This window comes from Klenkia brasiliensis (assembly GCF_900100695.1).
GTDB lineage: Bacteria > Actinomycetota > Actinomycetes > Mycobacteriales > Geodermatophilaceae > Klenkia > Klenkia brasiliensis.
Genome location: NZ_FNCF01000003.1, coordinates 354,482 through 372,460, shown reverse-complemented (window position 1 = coordinate 372,460; position 17,979 = coordinate 354,482). Strand labels below are relative to the sequence as shown.

General features: G+C 75.4%; 17 protein-coding genes. 15 read left to right on the top strand and 2 right to left on the bottom strand.

The genetic code is table 11. The annotated features are described in order from the left end of the window. The first annotated feature begins 28 nt into the window (after positions 1-28). The 9 genes from BLT39_RS10455 to BLT39_RS10415 are packed head-to-tail and all read left to right on the top strand — an operon-like array spanning position 29 to position 7,534. Positions 29-823 (top strand): helix-turn-helix transcriptional regulator, encoded by a 795-nt coding sequence (locus BLT39_RS10455; protein WP_091062455.1) that lies wholly within the window; start codon positions 29-31, stop codon positions 821-823. Continuing rightward, positions 820-2,256 (top strand): Fe-S cluster assembly protein SufB, encoded by a 1,437-nt coding sequence (gene sufB / locus BLT39_RS10450; RefSeq protein WP_091062454.1) that lies wholly within the window; start codon positions 820-822, stop codon positions 2,254-2,256. The genes BLT39_RS10455 and sufB overlap by 4 nt, the downstream gene beginning before the upstream one ends. After that, complete coding sequence (gene sufD / locus BLT39_RS10445; protein WP_207507844.1) at positions 2,256-3,593, top strand: Fe-S cluster assembly protein SufD; 1,338 nt, start codon at positions 2,256-2,258, stop codon at positions 3,591-3,593. The genes sufB and sufD overlap by 1 nt, the downstream gene beginning before the upstream one ends. Then, a complete protein-coding gene (locus tag BLT39_RS10440; protein ID WP_091062452.1) occupies positions 3,590-3,925 on the top strand; it encodes a Rieske (2Fe-2S) protein in 336 nt (111 codons plus the stop codon). The genes sufD and BLT39_RS10440 overlap by 4 nt, the downstream gene beginning before the upstream one ends. A 16-nt stretch (positions 3,926-3,941) precedes the next feature. After that, positions 3,942-4,736 (top strand): Fe-S cluster assembly ATPase SufC, encoded by a 795-nt coding sequence (sufC, locus tag BLT39_RS10435; RefSeq protein ID WP_091062451.1) that lies wholly within the window; start codon positions 3,942-3,944, stop codon positions 4,734-4,736. Continuing rightward, positions 4,733-6,061 carry a cysteine desulfurase gene (locus BLT39_RS10430; protein WP_091062449.1) on the top strand — a complete coding sequence of 443 codons (1,329 nt, stop codon included), beginning with the start codon at positions 4,733-4,735 and terminating at the stop codon, positions 6,059-6,061. The genes sufC and BLT39_RS10430 overlap by 4 nt, the downstream gene beginning before the upstream one ends. Beyond that, the gene (gene sufU, locus BLT39_RS10425; protein ID WP_091062447.1) at positions 6,058-6,513 is read left to right on the top strand and encodes a Fe-S cluster assembly sulfur transfer protein SufU; all 456 of its coding nucleotides are present in this window, start codon (positions 6,058-6,060) and stop codon (positions 6,511-6,513) included. The genes BLT39_RS10430 and sufU overlap by 4 nt, the downstream gene beginning before the upstream one ends. Then, positions 6,510-6,914, top strand: coding sequence for a metal-sulfur cluster assembly factor (locus tag BLT39_RS10420; protein ID WP_091062445.1), 405 nt, complete (start codon positions 6,510-6,512; stop codon positions 6,912-6,914). Before sufU ends, BLT39_RS10420 begins: the two co-directional genes overlap by 4 nt. Before the next feature lie 20 nt (positions 6,915-6,934). Next, complete coding sequence (locus BLT39_RS10415) at positions 6,935-7,534, top strand: GNAT family N-acetyltransferase (protein WP_207507842.1); 600 nt, start codon at positions 6,935-6,937, stop codon at positions 7,532-7,534. Here the strand turns inward: BLT39_RS10415 and BLT39_RS10410 are convergent. Together BLT39_RS10410 and BLT39_RS10405 are read right to left on the bottom strand one after the other, a co-directional pair. Further along, complete coding sequence (locus BLT39_RS10410) at positions 7,531-9,606, bottom strand: SCO7613 C-terminal domain-containing membrane protein (RefSeq protein ID WP_091062443.1); 2,076 nt, start codon at positions 9,604-9,606, stop codon at positions 7,531-7,533. The two genes, BLT39_RS10415 and BLT39_RS10410, sit on opposite strands and share 4 nt — an antisense overlap. A gap of 18 nt (positions 9,607-9,624) precedes the next feature. Next, complete coding sequence (locus BLT39_RS10405) at positions 9,625-11,784, bottom strand: SCO7613 C-terminal domain-containing membrane protein (RefSeq protein WP_131801463.1); 2,160 nt, start codon at positions 11,782-11,784, stop codon at positions 9,625-9,627. Between the two features lie 127 nt (positions 11,785-11,911). On the opposite strand from BLT39_RS10405, the gene BLT39_RS10400 reads away from it, so the two are divergent. The 6 genes from BLT39_RS10400 (at position 11,912) to BLT39_RS10375 (ending at position 17,880) form a co-directional block, all read left to right on the top strand. Continuing rightward, positions 11,912-13,513, top strand: coding sequence for an ABC-F family ATP-binding cassette domain-containing protein (locus BLT39_RS10400; RefSeq protein ID WP_091062439.1), 1,602 nt, complete (start codon positions 11,912-11,914; stop codon positions 13,511-13,513). Positions 13,514-13,647: 134 nt separating this feature from the next. Further along, entirely contained in the window at positions 13,648-13,905 is a 258-nt protein-coding gene (locus BLT39_RS10395; RefSeq protein ID WP_091062437.1) for a helix-turn-helix domain-containing protein, read from the top strand. Beyond that, positions 13,902-14,705 (top strand): enoyl-CoA hydratase/isomerase family protein, encoded by an 804-nt coding sequence (locus BLT39_RS10390; RefSeq protein WP_091062435.1) that lies wholly within the window; start codon positions 13,902-13,904, stop codon positions 14,703-14,705. The genes BLT39_RS10395 and BLT39_RS10390 overlap by 4 nt, the downstream gene beginning before the upstream one ends. Before the next feature lie 19 nt (positions 14,706-14,724). Further along, complete coding sequence (locus BLT39_RS10385) at positions 14,725-16,605, top strand: ABC transporter ATP-binding protein (RefSeq protein WP_091062434.1); 1,881 nt, start codon at positions 14,725-14,727, stop codon at positions 16,603-16,605. 46 nt (positions 16,606-16,651) lie between these two features. Next, positions 16,652-17,092 (top strand): SgcJ/EcaC family oxidoreductase, encoded by a 441-nt coding sequence (locus BLT39_RS10380; RefSeq protein ID WP_091062432.1) that lies wholly within the window; start codon positions 16,652-16,654, stop codon positions 17,090-17,092. Further along, positions 17,089-17,880, top strand: a complete 792-nt coding sequence (locus BLT39_RS10375) for a sulfurtransferase (protein ID WP_207507838.1) — start codon at positions 17,089-17,091, stop codon at positions 17,878-17,880. The genes BLT39_RS10380 and BLT39_RS10375 overlap by 4 nt, the downstream gene beginning before the upstream one ends. Positions 17,881-17,979 lie beyond the last annotated feature (99 nt).

The following is a 17,979-nucleotide window of genomic DNA, read 5'->3' as shown; positions in this document are numbered from 1 at the left end:
CGTCCGGGAAATAGCGCACACTCGTGTTGTGGAATCCAGCGCGGTGCCGTCCGCCCGGCCGTCGGTGAACCCCGACGACCGGCGCACGCGCGACCGCGTGACGGGCCTGCTGCTCGAGCACGGCGCGCAGACCGCCACCGAGCTCGCCGGCCGGCTGGGCGTCTCCCCGGCCGCCGTCCGCCGGCACCTGGACTCCCTCGTCGCCGAGGGCCGCGTCGCCGAGCGGGCGCTGCCCGGCTCGGTCCGCGGCCGGGGTCGCCCGGCCCGGCACTTCGTGCTCACCGACGCCGGGCGGTCGGGCTTCCCGCACGCCTACGACGACCTGGCGCTCACCGCGCTGCGGTTCGTCGCCGCGCACGGCGGGCCCGACGCCGTCCGGGACGTCGCCGAGCAGCAACTGGCCGGCCTGGAGGAGCGCTGCTCCACCGCCGTCGAGCGCGCCGCCACCACCTCCACCGCCCCCGTCGACCGGGCGCAGGTGCTCGCCGAGGCGCTGACCGCCGAGGGCTACGCTGCCTCGGCCTCGGCGATCTCCAGCGGTGGGCAGCTGTGCCAGCACCACTGCCCGGTGGCGCACGTCGCGGCGGAGTTCCCGCAGCTGTGCGAGGCCGAGACCGCGGTCATCGGGCGGCTGGTCGGCACGCACGTGCAGCGGCTGGCCACCATCGCCCACGGCGACGGGGTCTGCACCACCCACATCCCGGGTCGCGTCCCCGGGAACACCAGCCGGGCCCCGCGCCCTTCACCAGACGAGCAGGCGGCCACCGGCCGCCCTGCACCGAGCCACACCCGACGAAGCACCCGGGAGAGGACGCCCGCATGACCAGCACGCAGCAGCCCGCCAAGGCCCTGACCCAGGACGAGCAGATCGACCAGCTCGGCCGCTACCAGTACGGCTGGGCGGACGCCGACACCGCCGGCGCGTCGGCCAAGCGCGGCCTGAACGAGGACGTCGTCCGCGACATCTCGGCCCGCAAGAACGAGCCCGAGTGGATGCTCGAGCGCCGCCTGAAGGCCCTCAAGCTCTTCGACCGCAAGCCGATGCCCGACTGGGGCTCGGACCTGTCCGGGATCGACTTCCAGAACATCAAGTACTTCGTGCGCTCCACCGAGGCCCAGGCGGCCAGCTGGGACGAGCTGCCCGAGGACATCAAGAACACCTACGACAAGCTGGGCATCCCGGAGGCCGAGAAGCAGCGGCTGATCGCCGGTGTCGCGGCCCAGTACGAGTCCGAGGTCGTCTACCACAAGATCCGCGAGGACCTCGAGGAGCAGGGCGTCCTGTTCCTGGACACCGACACCGCGCTGCGCGAGCACGAGGACCTGTTCCGCGAGTACTTCGGCTCGGTGATCCCGTCCGGCGACAACAAGTTCGCCGCGCTGAACACCGCCGTGTGGTCGGGTGGCTCCTTCATCTACGTGCCGCCGGGCGTGCACGTGGAGATCCCGCTGCAGGCCTACTTCCGGATCAACACCGAGAACATGGGCCAGTTCGAGCGGACCCTGATGGTCATCGACGAGGGCGCCTACGTGCACTACGTCGAGGGCTGCACCGCCCCCATCTACAAGTCCGACTCCCTGCACTCCGCGGTCGTCGAGATCATCGTCAAGAAGAACGCGCGCTGCCGGTACACGACCATCCAGAACTGGTCGAACAACGTCTACAACCTGGTCACCAAGCGGGCCGTGGCCCACGAGGGCGCGACCATGGAGTGGGTCGACGGCAACATCGGCTCCAAGGTGACGATGAAGTACCCGGCCGTGTGGATGACCGGTGAGCACGCCAAGGGCGAGGTCATGAGCATCGCCTTCGCCGGCGAGGGCCAGCACCAGGACGCCGGCGCCAAGATGGTGCACGCCGCGCCGCACACCTCCTCGACCATCGTGAGCAAGTCCGTCGCCCGGGGCGGTGGCCGCACGTCCTACCGCGGCCTGGTCCAGGTCGACGAGGGCGCCCACGGCTCGGCCTCGACGGTGAAGTGCGACGCGCTGCTGGTCGACACCATCAGCCGCTCGGACACCTACCCCTACGTCGACGTCCGCGAGGACGACGTGTCCATGGGCCACGAGGCCACGGTCTCCCGGGTCAGCGAGGACCAGCTCTTCTACCTGATGAGCCGCGGTCTGTCCGAGGACGAGGCGATGGCGATGGTCGTGCGCGGCTTCGTCGAGCCGATCGCCCGGGAGCTGCCCATGGAGTACGCCCTCGAGCTGAACCGCCTGATCGAGCTGCAGATGGAAGGTGCCGTCGGCTGATGACCGACCCCACTGTGACGAACGAGAACACCCCCGCCACGATCGCCGGCCCCGCGGAGTCCGCCGCGCTGGCCAGCGAGCTGTTCGCCGACGGCGTCGGCGCGCAGGCCGGCCCGCCGACCACCCCCGCGGCGGGGACCGGCGGCCCGGCCGGGGCGCACAGCCACGGCGGTCCGGTGCCCACCGGCTCCCCGGCCGAGCGCTTCACCTCCTCCGACCCCGACGACTTCGCCGTCGTCACCGGCCGCGAGGAGGACTGGCGCTTCACCCCGATGAAGCGGGTCCGCCCGCTGCTGGAGGGGGCCGACTCCGGTCTGCGCCCCGACTGGGACGCCGACCTGCCCGAGGGCGTCGAGCTGACCACCGTCGGCGCCGACGACCCGCTGCTCAAGGGACTGCCCGAGCCGGTCGACCGGCTCGCCGCGCTCACCCGGGTGCGGGCCGGCGGCGCCACCGTCGTCCGCGTCCCGGCCGAGGCCCAGCTCGACACCCCGGTCACCCTGACCCTGCGCGGCCAGGGCGGCGAGGACGTCGTCTGGGGCCAGACCGTCGTCGAGGTCGGCCGGTTCGCCAAGGCCACGATCGTGCTGGACCACCAGGGCGAGGCCCGCTACTCCGGTGCGGTCGCCGTCGTCCTCGGGGACGGCGCACAGGTCGAGCTGGTCAGCGTCCAGGACTGGGCGCCCGGTGCCGCGTACGGCGGGCAGTACGACGCCGTCGTGGGCCGCGACGCCTCCTTCACCCAGGTCGTGGTGACCCTCGGCGGTGACCTGGTCCGGCTGGTCAGCAACGTGACCTACGTCGGCCCCGGCGGCTCGGTCGACCTGTTCGGCGTCTACTTCGCCGACGAGACCCAGCACCAGGAGCACCGTCTGTGGGTCGACCACTCGGTGCCCAACTGCCGCAGCAACGTCGTCTACAAGGGCGCGCTGCAGGGCGAGCAGGCGCACACCGTGTGGGTCGGCGACGTCCGGATCCGCCCGGCGGCCACCGGCACCGAGACCTACGAGCTCAACCGGAACCTGGTGCTCACCGACGGCGCCCGCGCCGACTCGGTGCCCAACCTGGAGATCGAGACGGGCGAGATCGTCGGCGCCGGCCACGCCAGCGCCACCGGCCGGTTCGACGACGAGCAGCTGTTCTACCTGTGCTCGCGCGGCATCGACGCCGAGACCGCCCGCCGCCTGGTGGTCCGCGGCTTCTTCGCCGACGTCGTCCAGCGGATCGGCGTGCCGGCCCTGCAGGACCGGCTGATGGGGGCGATCGAGCAGCGGCTCGGCGCCCTGCCGGGCCTGGAGGAGCAGGAGACCCCGGAGTCGGAGCTGCAGCCGGCATGAGCTTCCAGCGGGCCTGCGCGTTGAGCGAGATCGGCGAGGGCGAAGCCGTGCCCGTCGTCGTCGGGGACGTCGAGCTCGTGCTCGCCCGGCACGACGGCACGGTCTACGCCCTCACCGACCTGTGCTCGCACCAGGACTACCCGCTGAGCGACGGGGGCGAGGTCGAGATGGTCGACGGCGTCCCCACCATCGAGTGCACCTGGCACGGGTCGTGCTTCGACCTGCGCACCGGTGCGCCCACCAACCTGCCGGCGAACAAGCCGGTCACCACCCACCCGGTCCGCGTCGAGGGCGACGACGTCCTCGTCGACACCTCCGCGGCCGAGAACTGAGAGAGGCACCACCCAGATGACCGAGAGCACCGGCAGCGTGCTGGAGATCCGCGACCTGCACGTCAGCGTCGGCGAGGGCGACGAGGCCAAGCCGATCCTGCGCGGGGTCGACCTGACCATCCGCAGCGGCGAGACCCACGCGATCATGGGCCCCAACGGGTCGGGCAAGTCCACCCTGGCCTACTCGATCGCCGGCCACCCGAAGTACACGATCACCGGCGGCACGGTGACCCTGGACGGCGAGGACGTCCTGGCGATGAGCGTCGACGAGCGCGCCCGGGCCGGCCTGTTCCTGGCCATGCAGTACCCGGTCGAGGTGCCCGGCGTCTCGGTGTCGAACTTCCTGCGGACGGCGAAGACCGCCGTCTCCGGCGAGGCGCCGAAGCTGCGCAGCTGGGTCAAGGACGTGCGCACCGAGATGGAGGCGCTCGAGATGGACTCGGCCTTCGCCGAGCGCAACGTCAACGAGGGCTTCTCCGGCGGTGAGAAGAAGCGCCACGAGATCCTGCAGATGGGCCTGCTCAAGCCCAAGATGGCGATCCTCGACGAGACCGACTCGGGTCTGGACGTCGACGCCCTGCGCGTGGTGTCCGAGGGCGTGAACCGGGCCAAGGCGACCAGCTCGGTCGGCGTCCTGCTCATCACGCACTACACCCGGATCCTGCGCTACATCCAGCCCGACTTCGTGCACGTCTTCGTGGCCGGTCGGGTCGTCGAGGAGGGCGGCCCGGAGCTGGCCGAGAAGCTGGAGAACGAGGGCTACGCGGCCTACCTCAAGGCCGACGCGGACGCGGCGGCGGCGACGGCATGACCGCCACCGCCCCGCGCTCCACGACGGAGCGCGCACCGCTCCCGCTGGACGTGGCGGCGGTGCGCGCGGACTTCCCGATCCTGGGCCGGTCGGTCCGGGACGGGAAGCCGCTGGTCTACCTCGACTCCGGCGCCACCTCGCAGAAGCCCCGCCAGGTGCTCGACGCCGAGCGGTGGTTCTACGAGAACGTCAACGCCGCCCCGCACCGCGGTGCGCACGCCCTCGCCGAGGAGGCCACCGAGGCCTACGAGGCGGCCCGGGCGACCATCGCGTCCTTCATCGGCGGGCAGCCCGACGAGGTCGTGTTCACCCGCAACTCGACCGAGGCGATCAACCTGGTCGCCTACGCGATGAGCAACGCCGTCACCGCCAAGGAGCCCGAGTTCCGGCGGTACGCCGTCGGCCAGGGCGACGAGGTCGTGGTGACCGAGATGGAGCACCACGCCAACCTGGTGCCCTGGCAGCAGCTGTGCGAGCGCACCGGCGCCACCCTGCGCTGGCTGGGGCTGACCGACGACGGCCGGCTGGACCTCTCCGACCTGGACACCGTGGTCAACGAGCGGACCAAGCTGGTCACGGTCACCCAGCAGTCGAACATCCTGGGCACGATGCCCCCGCTGCAGCCGATCATCGAGCGGGCGCACGCGGTCGGTGCGCTGGTCATGGTCGACGGCGCGCAGTCGGTGCCCCACCAGCCGGTGGACGTGGCGGCGCTGGGCGCGGACTTCCTGGTGTTCTCCGGGCACAAGATGCTCGGGCCCACCGGCGTCGGCGTGCTGTGGGGCCGCGCCGAGGTGCTGGCCGCGCTGCCGCCGTTCCTCACCGGCGGCTCGATGATCGAGGTCGTGCGGATGGAGGGCAGCACCTTCGCCCCGCCGCCGCAGCGCTTCGAGGCCGGCGTCCCGATGACCGCGCAGGTGATCGGCCTGGCCGCGGCCTGCGACTACCTCACCGCGCTGGGCATGGAGAACGTGCTGGCCCACGAGGAGGCGCTGACCGAGTACGCGCTGGCCGAGCTGCAGGCGATCCCGGGCGTCACCGTGATCGGGCCGGTCGACACCGTGGCCCGGGGCGGGGCGATCAGCTTCACCGTCGAGGGCATCCACCCGCACGACGTCGGCCAGGTGCTCGACGACCAGGGCATCGCCGTCCGGGTCGGGCACCACTGCGCCTGGCCGGTGGTCCGCCGGTACGGCGTGCCGGCCACCACCCGGGCGACGTTCTACGTGCACACCGGGTACGACGACGTCGACGCGCTGGTCGAGGGCGTGCGGCATGCGCAGCGCTTCTTCGGCGTTGACACGCAGGTGGAGGAGGCCCGATGAAGCTGCAGGACATGTACCAGGAGATCATCCTGGACCACTACCGGAACCCGCACGGCCGCGGGCTGCGGGAGCCGTTCGACGCCGAGGTGCACCACGTCAACCCCACCTGCGGCGACGAGGTCACCCTGCGGGTGAAGGTGGACGGCGACACCCTCACCGACGTGTCCTACGAGGGCATGGGCTGCTCGATCAGCCAGGCGTCGGTGTCGGCGATGTACGACCTGGTGGTCGGCCGGAGCGTGCAGGACGCGCTGGCCACCGGTGACGACTTCATGAAGCTGATGCAGGCCAAGGGCGACCAGGCGGTCGCCGACGAGCTCGAGGACAGCCTGGAGGACGCCGTGGCGTTCGCCGGGGTGTCGAAGTACCCCGCGCGCATCAAGTGCGCGCTGATGAGCTGGATGGCCCTCAAGGACGCCAGCGCCCGAGCCTGGGGAGGACCCGCAGCATGACCGAGAGCACCGAGACCCCCGTGCAGACCCCCGTGCAGACCCCCGTGCAGACGACTGCCCCCGCCGCGCCGGTCATCAAGGCCGACATGGAGGAGCTCGAGGAGGCCATGCGCGACGTCGTCGACCCCGAGCTGGGCGTGAACGTCGTCGACCTCGGCCTGGTGTACGGCATGGAGGTCGACGACAACAACGTCGCCGTCATCGACATGACCCTGACCTCCGCGGCCTGCCCGCTGACCGACGTCATCGAGGACCAGGCCCGCCAGGCCCTCACCGGTGGCCCCGGTCCCGGTCTGGTCGACGACATCCGGATCAACTGGGTCTGGATGCCGCCGTGGGGCCCGGACAAGATCACCGACGACGGCCGGGAGCAGCTGCGCGCGCTCGGCTTCCGGGTCTGAACGAGCTCCTCGACCGGCTCGTGCGGGGCGACGACCCCGCCGCCGACGGCAGCGTCACCACGCGGCCCGCGCCCCCTGGGGCGCGGGCCGTCGTCGTGGGCGGCACCGCGTGGGCGTGGGTCGGTGCCGATGTCGACCCGGCTTGGGTGGACGCCTGGGTGGCCGCGTCGCCCGACCCGGTCGCCGCGCCGCTGTCCGCCCGGTTCCTCGCCGCGCTGGCCGACGAGACCGGCGTGGAGCCGGGCGTGGTGGACGCCGTCCTGCTCGCGCCGCCCGCCCCGGCCGCCCCGGCGCTGTCGTTGCAGCCACTGGAGGCAGCCGACCACCCGCGGGTGCAGCGGGCGCACCGTCACCGCACCGAGGTGCGCGTGCTGGGGACGGCGGACGCCGCTGCGCTGCTCACCCTCGGGCGTGGGCTGGCCGGCCGGTGGGAGGTCAGCATCGAGGTCGACCCCGCCGCCCGCGGCCGGGGGCTGGGCACCGCGCTGGCCGCGGCCGCCCCGGCGTTCGTCGACGGCCAGCTGTGGGCGCAGGTCGCCCCGGCCAACACCGCGTCGCTGCGCAGCTTCCTCGCCGCCGGCTACCGCGTGGTCTGCGCCGAGAGCCTGTTCGGCAGCTAGCGGAAGGTCCGCACCCGGGCGGGGACCGGGTCGCCGCGGCGGCGCTGGTGCTCGCGGACCGCACCGACCAGCAGCAGCACCGCGCCTACGCCGAACAGGGCGACCACCCACGGCGTGGGCGCGCCGTCGGCCAGCCACCCGACCGTCGTGCCGAGCACGCCGACCAGTCCCAGCACGAACGGCGCCCGGACCGCCCAGCCCAGCCCGCCGAGCACCAGCACCAGCGAGGCGACCAGCGTGGCCACCTGGCGCGCCGGGGTGGGGTCGAGCACGGCCAGCGCCACCGACGGCAGCAGGGCGACCGCCAGGCCCGGCCCCCACGACGCCCAGCTGCGCCCGTGCGGCAGCGCCCGCCACGACCCGGCCAGCAGCACCAGCCCGGCGACGACCGGCACGACCTGCGGCACGTCCCAGCCGGCGAGCGCGGCGGCGGTCCAGGCGGCCGCGACCAGGCAGACGCCACCGAGCACCCGGGTGGCCCGGCCGCGGGTGTCCTGCTCGTCGGCCGGGACGTCGGGCGGCTTCGTGCCGCGGGTGACGTCGCCGTGGCCCATCAGCGCGAGCCCGAGCACGGCCAGCAGGACGGCGGTCACCCCGGGCCGGCCCGCGGACAGCGCCAGGCCGACGCCGAGCAGGCCCACCACCGACCCGGTGACCGCCGCGGAGCCGGCCGCGCGGACGTCGGGGGAGTCCGGGTCGGGCTCGGCGACGCCGACGGGTGGGTCGGCGCGGCCGGTGTCGGCGGCGGCGAAGGCGTCCCGCACGTCGTCCACCGGGCCGGTGGCCGCCCGGGGGGCCCGCCGCACGCGCTGGCGCACCCACGTCCGCACCCGCTGGTCCGCCCACCAGGGCAGCACCACCGCCAGCACCACCGCCTCGGCCAGCGCGGCGACCGCGACCGCGACGAGCGCGGCCCCCACGGCGGCACCGGACACCTGGCCCTCGCTGGTCAGCAGCACCACCGCCAGCGCCACCGTGCCGACCGCGATCGGCACCGTCGAGGGCCGGGTGTCCCGGTTGCGCACCGACAGCAGCACCGCCGCGGCGGCCGTGGTCACCATCAGCAGGCCGAGGTCGGCCCACCGGCCGGCCCGCCCGGTGCCGACGGCCGACAGCAGCACGAGCACGGCCGCCGCGGCCAGCCCCGCGTCGCGGGGCACCCAGTCCGGCCCGCGCGAGGCGGCGACCGCCACCAGCGCGGCCAGCGCCAGCCCGAGGAACCCCGCGCCCAGCACCCACCGCGGCCCGGCCGACGTGGCCGCGCCGGCCACGGTCGAGCCGGCCACGACGCCGGCCAGCACCGGCACCAGCGGCCCGGCCACCGGCAGCCGCGGCACCCGGGGATGGGTGGTGACCAGCAACCCGACGGCGGCCGCGACGGCGAACCCGGCGGCCACGGCGGGCCGGTCGCCACCCCACGCCGCGCGCTCGGCCACCCACACCCCGGTCAGCCACCACGGCACCGACCCCAGCAGCCCGGCCAGCGCGACGACGCCCCGCCCGGCCCACGCGATGGCCAGCCCGGTCAGCGCGACGCCGAGCAGCACCCCGGTGAGCAGGTCGCTGCGCAGCTCGGTGGACCGGACCGCCACCAGCACGGCGGCCTGGCCGGCTGCCCACGCCGCGACCGGCCAGGTGCGCAGCTGCGGCGCGACCAGCCGCAGCGCACCGGTGCCCCCGGCCACCAGCAGGGCCAGGGTGCCCGCGGCCAGCTCCGGACGGGGCGCGGTCCGGGCGCCGACCACGACCAGCGCCGTCGCCGCGGCCACCGCCGCCACCGCCAGCGCCTCGCCCGACGTCGGGGTGCCGGCGTACCCGGCGAGGACGGCCAGCCCGGCCGCGACCACCAGCAGCACGCTGACCGCGACCACCCCGGCCGGCGTGCCGACGGTGAAGACCGAGAGCACCGCCCCCAGGACGGCGACCACCCCGGCGCCCAGCAGCAGCACCTGCGGGGTGACCCGGTCGGCCAGCGGGGCCGCGGGCACCGGCGGCGGGTAGACCGGCCGGGCGTCGTCGGGGTAGGGCAGGGGCGGCAGCGGGGGAGCGCCGGCTGCGCGGCTCCCGTCCACCGCCCCACCGTAGGGGCCTCACCGCAGATCGGACACCCAGGCGACGGCCTCCCGGGCCTGCTGCCGGCGCCGCTCGTAGGAGGCCCCGAGCACCAGCAGGAGCAGGCCCGCGGTCCCCAGCGGCACCCACGACTCCAGCCGGGCGACCCACGGGGCGGTCTCCACCGCGGCGACCAGCCCGGCGGACACCGCACCGACCACGAACGGTGCCTGCCGGTGGGTCAGCGTGCCTGCCACGACGGCGACCACCCCGGCCACGACCACCAGGCCGGTGCGCGCCGGGTCGCCGGTGCCCAGCGCGGCGACGACGGACGGGGCGAACCCGACGACCAGCGCCGGGCCCCAGCCCCGCCAGGACGGTTCCCGCCGCAGCTGGGGCCCGGCGGCCAGCAGCAGCGCGGCGGCCAGCGGCAGGCTGTACGCCTCGACGGTGACCACTGCGGCACCGGCCAGGGCGATCCACGTGGCCACGACCAGGTCGGCGAGCGCCACCCAGCCGGTGACGACCCGCCGTCCGGCGACCGCGTAGGCCAGGCCGGCCGCGCCGACCAGCGCCAGCTGCGCCCCGACCTGGCCCCACGCGCCGACCGACGCACCGGTCACCGCAGCGGCCGCAGCCAGCACCGGCGCGGTCAGCGCGGCCGCGCGCTCCTCGGGGCGGCCCAGCCGCACCGCGGCCAGGCCCAGCGCGGCCGCGCCCAGCAGGGCGAGCAGCAGGCCGGCCACGGGTGCGGCGAGCACTGCCCCCTCCCGGGCGGCCAGCACGGCACCACCGGGCAGCAGCAGTGCGGCGACGACGGCCGGGACCCGGGCCGGCTGCCGGACCAGCGCGGTGAGCGCCGCGGGCACCGTCGCCGCGAGCGCCACGAGGGCGAGGGCGGCGGGCCGGTCCGCGACGTCCAGCTGCACGGTGCCCACCACCACGAGGGCGGCCGCGGGCCCACCGGCGAGCTCCCGGGCCAGCGGCTCCGGCCAGACGAGCACGCAGACCGTCGCCAGGGCGAGCCCCACCAGTGCCAGCAGCGGCGCGGCGACCGCCCCGGCGGCCTGCGCCAGCCCGGCCAGCGCCAGCGCGGGAACGGCCGCCAGGCAGGCCACCGGGGCCGGCACGGGCACCGGACCGCCCCGGCGGGCGCGCCGGAGCACCAACAGGACGACGGCGGCCGCCGCGGCGGTCAGCACCGCGGTGGCCGCGGCCCCCTCCGCCAGCGGCGCCGACCAGGCCAGCCCGACGGCCAGCAACGACCCGCACCCGGCCGCGACGGCCGACAGCAGCCGGGCCACGTCGGCGGACCAGCGCGGCAACCGGCCGGCCACCGCCGCGTCCGCCGCGGCCAGGGCCAGCAGGGCGACGACGCCGGCGACGCCGTCCGCGTGCCCACCGAGCGCCAGCGGCAGCACCGGCTGCGCGGCGAGCAGGGCGACCGCCGGCCAGACCAGCGTGGACCGGGTGGCGGCGCGCAGCCCGGCGGCCAGCAGGGTGACCACGGCGAGGGCGCCGGCGGTGTAGGTGTGCAGCGGGACCTCGTCCAGCCCGGCGAGGCCCAGCGCCCTCGCGGCGGTGACGTCGACCAGCAGCAGGGCCGCGGCGGTGGCGGCCAGGCCCTCCTCGGTGGCCCGCAGGCCCCGCCGGGCGGCCCACGCCGAGGTGACCGCGGCGGTCGCGGTGGCGGTGGCCATGACGGTGGCCTGGAAGCCCAGACCCAGCCGGGTCCAGCCGACCGCCACGAGGGCCATGGCCGCGGCCACCACGAGCAGCGAGCCGAGACCGACGAGCACCTGCTGCGGGCTGACCCGCCGACGTGGCGCGGGGGCAGCGGGGGTGACCGTCGGGCCGGCGGGGGGCGCCCCACCGGGCCCGCCCGCCGGGGGCCGGGGCGGAGGCGGCCGGCGGACCGCGGGCCGCGGGGCGGGGGCCTGAGTCGGGACGGGGGCCGGAGACGGGGCGGGGGCGGCAGCCGGGCTGGTGGCGTGCGCCCGGAGGGTCGCCAGCAGGGCGTCGCGGTCGCGGTGCAGCTCGGCGAGGGTGGCGCCGATCCGGCCCACCACCACGCCGGCGTGCCCGGCGGCCGGCAGCCCGCAGCCGGCGCACGCCGTCCCGGGGTGGGCCCGGTCGGGGACCGGGGTGGAGCACACCGGGCAGCGCAGCAACCACGGGGCGTCGGTCGGAGCAGTCATGACCCCAGGTTCGGGGCGCGCGGGCCCACCGCCCTCCGCCGCACCACCTGACCTGGACCGGGTAGTGCTACCCAGGTCACCGGCCGGGCGCTCGGAACCGGGCCGTCCCGGCGGTACCCTGGGTCCGGTGATCACGACCACCGGGCTCGAGCTGCGCGCGGGTGCCCGCATCCTGATCAGCGAGGCCGACCTGCGCGTGCAGCCCGGTGACCGGATCGGCCTGGTCGGGCGCAACGGCGCCGGCAAGACCACCACGCTGACCACCCTCGCCGGCGAGCGCGTGCCGCACGCCGGCAAGGTCGAGCAGACCGGCGAGCTCGGCTACCTGCCCCAGGACCCCCGCAGCGGCGACCTGTCGATCACCGCCAGCGACCGGGTGCTGTCCGGCCGCGGGCTCGACGAGCTCAAGGCCAAGTTGACCAAGGCCCAGATCGCGATGGCCGAGCCCGCCGACGACGCCGAGCGCGACCGCGCCGTCCGCCGCTACGGCCGGCTCGAGGACCAGTTCGCCGCCATGGGCGGGTACGCCGCGGAGTCCGACGCCGCCCGCATCTGCACCAACCTCGGCCTGCCCGACCGGGTGCTGGCCCAGCCGCTGTCCACGCTGTCCGGCGGCCAGCGGCGCCGTGTCGAGCTGGCCCGGATCCTGTTCTCCGACGCCGACACCCTGCTGCTCGACGAGCCGACCAACCACCTCGACGCCGACTCCATCGCCTGGCTCAAGACGTTCCTGGCCAGCCACCGCAGCGGCCTGGTCGTGATCAGCCACGACGTCGAGCTGCTGGCCGCCGTCGTCAACAAGGTGTGGCACCTGGACGCCAACCGGGCCACCGTCGACGTCTACAACCTCGGCTGGAAGCGGTACCTCGAGGCCCGCGAGACCGACGAGCGCCGCCGCCGGTCCGAGCGCGCCAACGCGGAGAAGAAGATCGGCGCGCTGACCGCGCAGGCGGACAAGATGCGCGCCAAGGCCACCAAGGCCAAGGCCGCGCAGTCGATGGACAAGCGCGCCGCCCGGCTGGCCGCGGGCCTGGAGCAGGTGCGGGTGCAGGACCGGGTGGCCAAGCTGCGCTTCCCGACCCCGGCGCCGTGCGGGAAGACCCCGCTCACCGCCGAGCGGCTGTCCAAGAGCTACGGGTCGCTGGAGATCTTCACCGGCGTCGACCTCGCCGTCGACCGCGGCACCCGGGTCGTCGTCCTCGGCCTGAACGGCGCCGGCAAGACCACGCTGCTGCGGATGCTGGCCGGCACCGAGACCCCCGACACCGGCGAGGTCAAGGCCGGGCACGGGCTGCGGCTGGGCTACTACGCCCAGGAGCACGAGACGATCGACATGGACCGCTCGCTGCTGGAGGTCATGCGCTCGGCGGCCCCCGAGCAGACCGACACCGAGCTGCGGCGCATCCTCGGCGCGTTCCTGTTCTCCGGCGAGGCGGTCGACCAGCGGGCCGGCACGCTGTCCGGCGGTGAGAAGACGCGGCTGGCGATGGCCGCGCTGGTCTGCTCGGCGGCGAACGTCCTGCTGCTCGACGAGCCGACCAACAACCTCGACCCGGCCAGCCGCGAGCAGGTGCTCGAGGCGCTGCGCACCTACCAGGGCGCCATCGTGCTGGTCACGCACGACGAGGGCGCGGTCACCGCGCTCGACCCGGACAAGGTGATCCTGCTGCCCGACGGCACCGAGGACAGCTGGTCGCCCGACTTCGCGGAGCTCGTCGAGCTCGCCTGAGCCCGGCTCGCCGGTCACCGCGCGCGGTCCCGCCGCAGGGGTGATCATTCGAGCGGGACCGGCGTCACAGGGACGGCGGCCAGGCGACCAGTGGGGGACCCGGCACGACCGGGAGCGCTGGCGGGGAGGGAGTCATGGCCGACTCGAACGGAGCGGACACCTCGGGCACGGGGGAGGCCGCCGGGCTGACCAAGGGCAAGCGCATCACCGGCGACGACCGCAACACGCTGGCCGACGACCTGCGCAAGCGCTACGACAACGGCGAGAGCATCCGGGTGCTGGCCGCCGACACCGGCCGCTCCTACGGGTTCGTGCACCGGCTGCTCAGCGAGTCGGGGGCGACCCTGCGCAGCCGGGGCGGGGCCAACCGGCCGGCCGGCGACAAGAAGTGAGCGGTGACCCGGCGCGCGGCTGGGTCACCACCTCGCAGGACGGGCCGGTCCTGACCGTCCTCCTGGACCGGGCCGACCAGCTCAACGCCCAGGTCCCGGCCACCTGGACCACCCTGGCCGAGGTCGGGGCAGCGCTGCCCGCCGACGTCCGGGTCGTGGTCGTGCGCGGCGCCGGCCGGGCCTTCTCCGCCGGCCTGGACCGGTCGCTGTTCGCCGCCGACCCGGGCACCCCGGGCGGTCTCGGCGAGCTGGCCGGGCTCGGGCCCGAGGGCGCCCAGGAGCGGATCCGCGGCTACCAGGCCGGGTTCCGCTGGCTGCGGCAGCCGGGCATCGTGTCCGTCGCCGTCGTGCAGGGCCACGCCATCGGCGCCGGCGCGCAGCTCGCGCTGGCCTGCGACCTGCGGGTGTGCGCCGAGGAGGCCACGTTCGCGCTGCCCGAGGCCACGCTCGGCCTGGTCCCCGACCTGACCGGCACGTCGACGCTGGTGCAGGCGGTCGGCTACAGCCGCGCGCTGGAGATGTGCCTGACCGGACGGCGGGTGGGTGCCGCCGAGGCGTACGCCGCCGGGCTGGCGAACGTCGTCGTCCCCGCCGGTGAGCTGGACGCCGCGGTGGACCAGCTGGTCGCCGCCGTCCTCGGGCCGGACGTCGACGCCAGCCGCGAGACCGCCGCCCTGGTGCGCCGCGCCGCGGCCGCCGACGACGACGGCCAGGACGCCGCGGAGCGCGCCGCGCAGTACCGGCGGCTGCACGCCCTGGCCGGGCGTGCGGCGGAACAGGCGCCCGCGCCCCGGGGTTGACCGCGTCGTGGACGGACCGATGACCTCGATGGCCGCCATGCGGTCCTTCCGCCGCGAGGCGACCCCCGCGCGGGAGATCCCGAGGGGCACCGTCCGGCGCATCCTCGGCGTCGCCGGCCCCTACCGCCGCGACCTCACCTTCTTCCTCGCCCTGGTGGTCCTGTCGGCGGTGATCGGCGTCGCGACCCCGCTGCTGGCCGGTGACATCGTCAACCGGATCGCCGGGCTCACCGGCACCGCCGGCGACATCGTGCGGATCGCGCTGCTCATCGCCGGTCTCGCGCTCGTCGACGCCGGCAGCTCGCTGGCCCAGCGCTGGTACTCCGCCCGGATCGGCGAGGGCGTCATCTACGACCTGCGGGCCAGGGTGTTCGCGCACGTGCAGCGCATGCCGGTGGCCTTCTTCACCCGCACCCAGACCGGCGCGCTGGTCAGCCGGCTCAACAACGACGTCATCGGCGCGCAGCAGGCGTTCACCTCGACGCTGTCCGGGGTGGTCTCCAACGCCATCGGGCTGGTGCTCACCGGCGCGGTGATGCTCACGCTGTCCTGGCAGATCACCCTGTTGTCGGTGGTGCTGGTGCCGCTGTTCGTGCTGCCGGCCAAGCGGATCGGCAAGCGGCTGCAGGAGATCACCCGGGAGTCCTACGGGCTCAACGCCTCGATGAACGCCACGATGACCGAGCGGTTCAACGTGGCCGGCGCGCTGCTGGTCAAGCTGTTCGGCCGGCCCGAGGCCGAGGTGGAGTCCTTCCGCTCCCGCGCGGCACGGGTGCGCGACATCGGCGTGCTGTCCGCGATGTACGGCCGCACGTTCTTCACCGCGCTCACCCTGGTCGCCGCGCTCGCCACCGCGCTGGTCTACGGCCTGGGCGGCGCGCTGGCCTTCGACGGCTCGCTCACCCCCGGCGCGGTGGTGTCGCTGGCGCTGCTGCTCTCGCGGCTGTACGGCCCGCTGACCGCGCTGTCCAACGTCCGGGTCGACGTGATGAGCGCGATGGTCAGCTTCGACCGGGTCTTCGAGGTGCTCGACCTGCAGCCGATGATCGCCGACGCCCCCGACGCGCGTCCGGTGCCGGCGACCGACCGCTCGGTGGAGTTCGACCGGGTGACCTTCCGCTACCCGACCGCCGAGCAGGTGTCGCTGGCCTCGCTGGAGGACCTGTCGCTGCCCGAGCACGGCGAGCCCGCCACCGTGCTGCACGAGGTCAGCTTCCGCGCCGAGCCCGGCCAGCTGGTCGCGCTGGTCGGCCACTCCGGCGCGGGCAAGTCGACCATCGCCAACCTGGTGCCCCGGCTCTACGACGTCACCGGCGGCGCGGTGCGGGTCGGCGGGGTCGACGTCCGGCAGGCCACCGCGGACTCGCTGCGCGCCGCGATCGGCGTGGTCAGCCAGGACGCGCACCTGTTCCACGACACCATCCGCGCCAACCTGCGCTACGCCCGGCCCGAGGCCACCGACGACGACCTGTGGACGGCGATGACCGGAGCCCGCATCGCCGCGCTCGTCGCCTCGCTGCCCGACGGGCTCGACACCGTCGTCGGCGACCGCGGCTACCGGATGTCGGGCGGGGAGAAGCAGCGGCTGGCGATCGCCCGGGTGCTGCTCAAGGCGCCGGGCATCGTGATCCTCGACGAGGCCACCGCCCACCTGGACAGCGAGAGCGAGGTGGCCGTGCAGAAGGCGCTGGACACCGCGCTCACCGGCCGCACGTCGCTGGTCATCGCGCACCGGCTCTCCACGATCCGCAGCGCCGACCTGATCCTGGTGCTCGACGAGGGCCGGGTGGTCGAGCGGGGCACCCACGAGGAGCTGCTGGCGCGCGGGGGCCGGTACGCCGACCTGTACCGCACCCAGTTCGCCCAGCGGCCCGTGTCGTCGGCACCCGGGCAGGCCTGAGCACTAACGTCACAGGGGTCCCACCCGCACCACCCCGGGAGTCCCGTTGTCCGTCGCCCACCCCGAGGACGCGGAGATCCGCGCCGTCTACGCCGAGTACCTGGACGGCTGGAACGCGCACAGCGCCGCCCGCCAGGCGGCCACCCTCACCGACGACGCGGACGTGGTCGGCTTCGACGGCACCCAGCACCACGGCCGGCTGCAGTTCGCCGCCGACCTGCGCCGGATCTTCGCCGACCACGCCCCGCCGCCCTACGTCGCCGCCGTCCGGTCGGTGCGGGCGATGGGGGAGGACACCGCCGTGCTGGTGGCCACCGCCGGCATGCCGGGCTCGGACGGCGCGCTGCACCCCGACCTGCTGGCCGTGCACACGCTCGTGCTGGTCAAGGACGGCCGGCGCTGGAAGATCGCCGTCTTCGCGGCCACCCCGGCGTCCCGGACGACCACCCTCGACGTGGTCGAGTCCCTCGTCGCGCAGCTGCCGTGACCGGGGTGCTCGCCGGGCCGGACGACGTCCCGGGTGCGGTGCTGCTCGACGTCCGCTGGGCGCTGGGGCGCACCGACGGCCACGAGCGCTACCTCGCCGGCCACCTGCCCGGCGCGGTGTACGTCGACCTGGACACCGAGCTGGCGGCCCCGCCGTCCGCGGCCGGCCGGCACCCGCTGCCGGGCCTCGCCGACCTGCAGGCCGCCGCCCGCCGCTGGGGGATCTGGTCCGGGTCGCGGGTGGTCGTGTACGACGACGGACCCGGGACCGCGGCGGCCCGGGCCTGGTGGCTGCTGCGCTGGGGTCGACATGTCGACGTGTCGATCCTGGACGGCGGCCTGGCCGGCTGGGCCGGGCCGCTGGAGACCGGGGAGGTCGTCCCGCAGCACGGGGACGTCGTCCTGTCACCGGGTGGCATGCCGGTGCTGACCGCCGACCAGGCGGCCGCGCTGCCCGGGGACGGCGCGGTGCTGCTGGACGCCCGGGCGCCCGAGCGGTTCCGCGGCGAGGTGGAGCCGGTGGACCCGGTGGCCGGGCACGTGCCGGGCGCGGTCAACCTGCCCGCCACCGACCTGCTCGCCGACGGCCGGTTCCGCACCGACCTGGCCGACCACCTGGCCTCCCTCGGCATCGGGGGCTCGCCGGTGGGCGTCCACTGCGGGTCCGGCGTCACGGCGGCGCACGAGGTCGCCGCGCTGGCCTCCGTCGGGGTCGAGGCGGCGCTCTGGCCGGGGTCGTGGTCGGAGTGGGTCGCCGACCCGTCGCGCCCGGTGGCCACCGGCCCCTGACCCCGTTCGCGCGCCCCCCGGTCACCTGGAGGGGATCCGGTCACTGCATGCGCTGACCGGATGACGCCGGGGTGACCGGTTGCTGCTCGTGCCGGGGGC